This window comes from Cupriavidus sp. 01L46, from assembly GCF_056399905.1.
The window spans coordinates 1-6,695 of sequence record NZ_JBFTSF010000311.1 but is presented as its reverse complement, the minus strand read 5'-3'; the positions used below and the strand labels follow the sequence as shown (position 1 = coordinate 6,695).

Here is a 6,695-nt window from a genome sequence, read left to right as displayed (position 1 = left end):
CCATAGGCGAGATCGCGTGCCAGGATATAGTCGGCCGGCTCAACCGTCATGGTCTGCCGCATCATGCCAAGGCGGTCGCCTTCGGCCTGGCGCAGCAGATGACCGAGTTTGTGGTGCTTCTCGCCACCGCGGGGAAAGCGGGCAAAGACCGACGAGGCCACATACATCTCGATCAGGCAGAATGGCGTGCCGCCATGTACATGCAGTTTTCGCACCATCACGTAGCTGTTCAGCGGCGTGCCGCGCCGGACCAGGCCCGGCCGCAACGCCACGCCCTCGCGCATTTCCAGGATGCGGATTTCCAACTCGCTGTCATGGGCCGATTCGTCATTGATGGCGGAGCGCAGCCCTTGTCCGGGCTCTGATGGCTGCTTGATGACGTGCGTGCCACGACCGCGCTGGCTGCGGACCAGCCCCTCTTCCGTCAGCGCGGAAAAGGCCTGGCGCACGGTGACTTTGGCGATCCCATAAGTTTGCGCGAGGCTATCCACGGTTGGCAGCTGCATACCCACCGGGTACTCGCCCGAAACGATCCTGTGCCGGATGACGCTGGCCAGTTGTCGGTATCGCGTCACGCCGCCGGTGCCGTCGTCGGCGAGGATGACGCTCTCGTTGGCAGCTGCGGTGGGCGCACTCCTCGTCATGACAACAGCTCCCGCGGCACGCGCACCGGCATGGTCAGCAGGATCTGCGCCATGCCCTTGCCGAGCGGATCATTGCGCAGCGACGCCATGCCGCCGCCATCCAGGGCCGACTCGCAGACAAAGTTCATGGCGTCGAAGCCGGGCAGGTCGTAGCATGTCACCGGCCCCTTCACCAGGTACCCGAGCCAGTCCGCCACGCGCGCCACCGTCACTTCRGCCCGCAGCACGGGCAGGTACGCCGGCCGGCGCGCAATCAGCCCGATGTTCKAGGTATCCMCTTTGTCGCCGCTACGGCCATAGGCAAGCCGTATCAGCGGAACTTCGACGGTATCGTGTTCAGCAGGGCCGGCGCCCGTTTGTTCGGCGACTGCAGGTGCCGCGGGCGCGACCGTTGCCGCCGTGCCACTCGAAGGAATGGTGACGCCGCTGCGTACGCCGTTCATCACCACCGCCGGCGTCAGGGCGCTCTTGTCGAGCAGGAATGCATACTGGCGGATCGATGGCGAGGGACTGGAACGCCCACCAGCCGAGCCCGTCGTGCCCGGCGCCCAACTGGTCCCCGCCGCGGCAATTTCCCGCGCGAACAGTTCCAGGGCCGCCTTCTCGGGATGCATGACCGCCAGCCGCATCACCGCCTCGCGGGTGTGTCGGACGGCAGCATGTGGCCCAAAGCAGGACTCTGCTCCCAGCACCTCGATCCGGGTGCGACTGTAGTCCCCCCACCCGTTCTCCCCGAAGAGCTTGCGCGTGCGGGCGAGGATCGCTTCCGCCGTGCGTTCTGCCTTGGCGACCGCGTCGACGCCGACGATGGAAAGCTGCGCGTTGCAGCGAAAGCCATCGACATAGGTGGCACAGACTTTGTAGGCATTGCTCGGGGCCCGCCCGCGTGCGCCGCTGACTTCCACCAGATCCGGTGCGGCCTGCCGAAGGGTTACCTGCGTGAAATCGCAGGTGACGTCTGGCAGCAGGTAGGTGGCCGGGTCGCCGATCTCGTACAGCACCTGCTCCCCGACCGTGGCGGTGTTGACCAGTCCCCCGGTGGCGGGGGGCTTGCCGACAACGAAGGTGCCATCGGCACGGCACTCGACCACCGGATAGCCGATGTCGTGCCAGTCCGGTACGCTTTCCCAGTCGGTATGCAAGCCGCCCGTTGCCTGGCACCCACACTCGATGACGTGGCCGGCCAGACTGCCTTGGGCCAGGCGATCATAGTCGTCCGCATGCCAGCCGAACTCATGCATCAGCACGCCGAGTGTCACGGCACTGTCCACGCAGCGTCCGGTGATGACGATCTGGGCCCCCTGGTCCAGCGCCTGCCGGATCGGCAACGCGCCCAGATAGGCATTGGCGCTGACCACGTGCTCTGGCAAGGGGCGGCCTTGCTGCATGTCTTGCACACCGGCTTCGCGCAGTTGGGGAAGCAGGGTCATCACATCATCGCCTTCCACCACGGCAATGCGCAGCGTCAGTCCCTGTTCCGCTGCCAGAGCGGCAATGGCCTGCGCACACCCGTGCGGGTTCATGCCACCGGCGTTGCTGACCACACGGATCCCGCGTGCGGCGATCTCCCCGATCAGGGCCTTCATTGTCACCGTCACGAAGTCGGTGGCGTAGCCCAGCTCCGGCTTGCGCAATCGGGCAGCGGCCAGGATCGACATGGTCAGTTCGGCCAGATAGTCGAACACCAGGTAATCGATATCACCGTGGCGCACAAGCTGTGGCGCGCCGACGCTGCTGTCGCCCCAGAAGCCAGAAGCGCCGCCAATACGTACCCTTTTCGCGTCCATTCCCATCTCCCTATCTGCCAGTCCACATGGGCTGGCGCTTCTCGCGGAATGCCAGCTGGCCTTCGCGCGCGTCCTCGGTCAGTGCAAACAGCCCTATCTGGCTTTCCGTGAACGCCATGGACTGYTCGAACGACATGGTTTCCATATGCTTGAGCGTGTACAGCCCCCGACGGATGGCGGCGGGCGAATTGTTCAGCAGGCGGGCCAGCAGCAAGTCCAGCCTGGCGTCGAGATCGTCGCTGACATCGTTGACGAGTCCTGCGGCCAGCGCTTGCCTCGCGGACAGTGGCTCGCCGCACAGGCACAATTCGGTGAGCGTGCGGCGTGGCACCAAGTGCTGCAGCACGCTCAGGACCTGCGCCGGGAACAAGCCCAGCTTGACCTCCGGCAGGCCGAAGCGGGCGCCTTCGCTAGCTATCGCCAGGTCGCACATCGCCATCAGTCCCATGCCACCCGCCATGCAGGCCCCGTTGACCCGCGCGATCAGCGGCACTGTTGACTGCCTGGCGCAGCGAAACAGGTCGGCCATCCCTTGGTAGGGATCCGCGTAATCGAACGTGAACGATTTGCCGGTCTGCAGATCGGCGCCGGCACAGAATGCCTGTTCGCCCGTTCCCGTAATGACCACAGCGCGGATGTCGGCATCTCGATCGGCGCGCAGGATGCCGTCGCGAAGTCCCTGCAGCACCCCCGGCGTGATGGCATTGCGGCGCTCCGGCCGGTTGATGGTCAGGTAGAGTGCTGCGTCCCGGACCTCGCACAGCAGTTCATCATTCATGGGGCGTTTCTCCTTCGGTTCGTTTCGCTTTTGACCCATCCCTGGAGATGCCTGACGCGAACAGCGTATCGATGGAGGCCTCGTCGTAGCCGGCCTCACGCAGTACCTCACGGCTGTGTTCACCCAGGCCGGGCGCATGGCGGCGGCTTGTCGGTGGGGTGCCATGCCATTCGCTGGGCACCGCCRTCTCCCGGATACGTCCGACGGCTGGGTGGTCCGATTCGCTGAAGAAGCCGATATCCCGCAAATGGGGATCGTCCAGCAGTGACTCGAACGTGTGCATCGGAAAGACCGGAATATCAGCCTCCTTGAGCAGGGTGCGCCATTCCTCGGTGGTGCGCTTGGCCATTTCGTCGCTGACCATCGCATACAGTTCGGTGATGTTGGCGGTGCGGGTGTTCATGTTGGCGAAGCGCGGATCGGTGTCGTACAACTCCGGCTTGCCAATGACCTGGAGGAAGGCCCGCCAATGATGATCGTGATAGATCAGGCAGCAGACATGTCCGTCCTTCGTCTTGTATGGGCGCCGTTCGGGCGAGAGCAGGCGCGGATAACCGAAGCCGCCCTTTGCTGGAACGAAGGTCTCGCCATACAGGTGGTCTCCCATCACATAGGGAACCATGGTCTCGAACATGGGGACATCAACGCGCTGGCCCTTGCCGGTGCTCCCCCGCGAATACAGGGCGGCACAGATCACGCCGAAAGCATAGAGCCCCACCGAGCGATCCGCGATGGTGATTGGCAGATATCGAGGACTGTCGCCGCTGCCCAGCGAAACGGCCAGCGGCAGGCCGGTTGCGGCCTGGATCAGATCATCGAAGGCTGCCTGGGGCGCGTAGCGTCCGCGCTGCGAAAAGCCGAACATGCCGACGTRGACCAGGCGCGGATTGATGGCCGATAGCGTTTCATAGTCCAGCCCCAGCCGCTGCATGGCCTGTGGGCGCACGTTGTAGGCCAGCACGTCAGCATCCCGTACCAGGCAAAGCAGGGCCTCGCGTCCCTCGGGCGCCTTCAGGTCAAGCACGATGCTGCGCTTGTTGCGGTTTAGGCCGAGAAAGAGYGGCCCCAGCTTTTCATCGCCGCAGGGACCTATCCCGCGCGTACTATCTCCGGTTGGAGACTCGACCTTGATCACGTCGGCGCCCAGGTCAGCCAGCATCTGGGTAGCCGAGGGCCCCATGAACACTGACGTGATGTCAACCACTTTCACGCCGGCCAGCGGCCCCGTTGTCTCGTCTTTCTTCATATCCATTTCATCTCGGTGGGTCAATGTATGACGGCTGGCCGCGAGGCCACCGTTCCCTGCCTGGCCGGTGTTGAACAGGCAGCCGAGTACATCGTTCTATAAGTCGACCTATCGAAAAAGCGGAAGGTAGGTCAAGTGCCGCGCGCTGCCTGACGGGGGAGACTTCTAGCCGATGGGCTACTGGGGCCCGCCGTCGAGTTCTGGTATCCGCTTCTTGATTTTCGAGATAGTGTGAATCTTCACCCGTTGCGCCCACGGACCATCGATGGTGCGCAGATTCTTGCCCACGAGATGCGCCAGGCCAAGCTCGTCACTGAGCTGCGAGAGCGACGTCTCGATATCGAGCGAGAGGTTGGTGACAAGAACGTCGCCGCCATGGAAGACGAGGCTGTTCGACCAGAGGAAGCCTTTGGGAGCCCCCTTGCGATCGATGCCGCCGAAGTCGCCGAGCTTGGCAATCACCCGCCCCTGCGTTGGTTCGAGCACGAGAATCTCGTTGGACTGGTTGCACGCGATCCAGAGGTTGTCGTGCTCATCGATCTTCACACCGTCGGGTCCGCCGCCGATCCGGTTGACGAAGACCTCAGGCGTGCCGGGCTCAAGCGTCGAGCCGGTCAGCGGTATCTTGACAACGATGTCGTTCGCCGTATTGGCGACGAACATGGCCGTTTTCTTGTTGTTGAACGCCAAGCCATTGGCGCCGATGGTCGGCGGGATCCGCGTGGGCTTCAGCAGCGCGCTGGTGACCCATGCCGACGCTTCGCCGCCGTCGGGTCCGACCTTCCAGATGATGCCCTGGTGGGCGTCGGTCACGTAGACGTTTCCGGCGGGGTCGAACGTCAACCCGTCGAGGCCGGGGTTCTTGCCGGTGACCGTCATGAACACGGACGAGGCACCTGTACTGGGATCGACGCTCAGGACCTTCGCGCCCAGGTAGTCGACGACGAGCAGCTGACCCGTGCGAGGATGGAAGCCGACGTCAAGCAACATTCGACTCGAGCCCTTGATGCTGACAGTGCGCAGGTGCTTGCCCTGCGGGTCGAACACAAGAAGCGCGCCCTCGCTCGTCCTGGGTTTTTCCACCGCCACCGTGACGACGTAGACGTTGCCTTCGCGGTCCACGGCGATCCCCTCTGGATGCGCCTCCCCCGGAGGCAAAGTGGCGAATGTCTCAACCTTGCCGCGCTCCCAGGCTCTTGCGGCTAGCGGCGTCGCCAGCAACACGAGCAATATCAGCATCGGCAGTATCGGCATCCTCTGGGCTTTGATCATTCTCATGTTGCACTCTCTCAATCTCGCGGATTGATGGATCGTCACTGATTGCTCTGATCGGTGTCGTACACGCTGGTCTATAAGGAGCAGAGGAACGGCACCGCGCAGGCCGACGAGCGGCCTGCCATGGTGTAAGTCGCTCTTTATTCCTTGGTAACGTCGGCACCGTTGCCCCTGACGTAGGGCACCGGTCCGATGCCGCGCGCCGCCGCAAGAGCGTGGATCGCGTATTGGATCGAGAGCGCGTCATTGAGCGAGTGGAACGTGCCGTCCTCGTTGAAGCTCACTTGCGCGCCTTCGATCCAGGCGATGGTGATCGTGTCCTCGGTGTTGTCCTCGGGGGTGTAGAAGGTGTGCACCGAGCCGCCGGGCTCGTACAGGTAGGAGCCCGCCGTCTGCGGCTGGTCGGGGTACTCGCGATACTTCCAGCAGCCCTGGATCGTCCACACCTGCGCCGTACCGGTGTGGTAGTGAATCGGCAGGGAACAACCGGGTTCCACGATGGCCATGAAGACCCACTCTCCGCGCTCCGGGTCCAGGCGCAGCGGCTTGATGTGGATGCCCGGAAAGACATCCTTGATCAGCGGGATCTGCTCGATGTTGACGGTCAGGAGCTTGTCCTGCGGCAGGGCGGGCAGCGGCAGGAGGGCGCCGGTAGACGTGGTGGGCTGCGCGAGAATTCTTGCATTCATGAGTTGTCTCCGTTTGTTAGAGGAGGTGAAACAGTGGACGGAAACCGTCCTTTGGTGAGACAGAAGAGGCCCGCCGGACCKGCGGCAAACTCAGAGCGGCGCCGGCAACGCGCCGGAGGCATAGAAGCGTCCAGCGCAAAGGTGAAGCCTGGCTAACCGCTGCCGGGCCTGCATGTCACTGGATACTCCTAAAGTTCTAATGTTAGAAGTTTAGGCGCTGAGGAAGGTTTTTTCTGCCCCTTGTTTACCCTAGGGACTGAACCAGGGCCTTTGGCC

General features: G+C 63.5%; 6 protein-coding genes. All 6 read right to left on the bottom strand.

Going from position 1 to position 6,695, the window contains the following annotated elements; genetic code table 11:
• Positions 1 to 644 (bottom strand): GntR family transcriptional regulator (locus tag AC1DS3_RS32695; protein WP_477128783.1); only part of this gene is annotated, 644 nt, incomplete at its 3' end.
• Entirely contained in the window at positions 641 to 2,431 is a 1,791-nt protein-coding gene (locus AC1DS3_RS32690; protein ID WP_477128784.1) for an acyclic terpene utilization AtuA family protein, read from the bottom strand. The genes AC1DS3_RS32690 and AC1DS3_RS32695, both read right to left, overlap by 4 nt.
• Before the next feature lie 10 nt (positions 2,432 to 2,441).
• Positions 2,442 to 3,209, bottom strand: coding sequence for an enoyl-CoA hydratase/isomerase family protein (locus AC1DS3_RS32685; RefSeq protein ID WP_441631019.1), 768 nt, complete (start codon positions 3,207 to 3,209; stop codon positions 2,442 to 2,444).
• The gene (locus AC1DS3_RS32680; RefSeq protein ID WP_477128782.1) at positions 3,202 to 4,455 is read right to left on the bottom strand and encodes a CaiB/BaiF CoA transferase family protein; all 1,254 of its coding nucleotides are present in this window, start codon (positions 4,453 to 4,455) and stop codon (positions 3,202 to 3,204) included. The genes AC1DS3_RS32685 and AC1DS3_RS32680 overlap by 8 nt, the downstream gene beginning before the upstream one ends.
• Before the next feature lie 177 nt (positions 4,456 to 4,632).
• Complete coding sequence (locus tag AC1DS3_RS32675) at positions 4,633 to 5,727, bottom strand: SMP-30/gluconolactonase/LRE family protein (RefSeq protein ID WP_441631023.1); 1,095 nt, start codon at positions 5,725 to 5,727, stop codon at positions 4,633 to 4,635.
• A 143-nt stretch (positions 5,728 to 5,870) separates the two neighbouring features.
• Positions 5,871 to 6,419, bottom strand: a complete 549-nt coding sequence (locus AC1DS3_RS32670) for a 2,4'-dihydroxyacetophenone dioxygenase family protein (RefSeq protein ID WP_441631025.1) — start codon at positions 6,417 to 6,419, stop codon at positions 5,871 to 5,873.
• Positions 6,420 to 6,695: the final 276 nt, after the last annotated feature.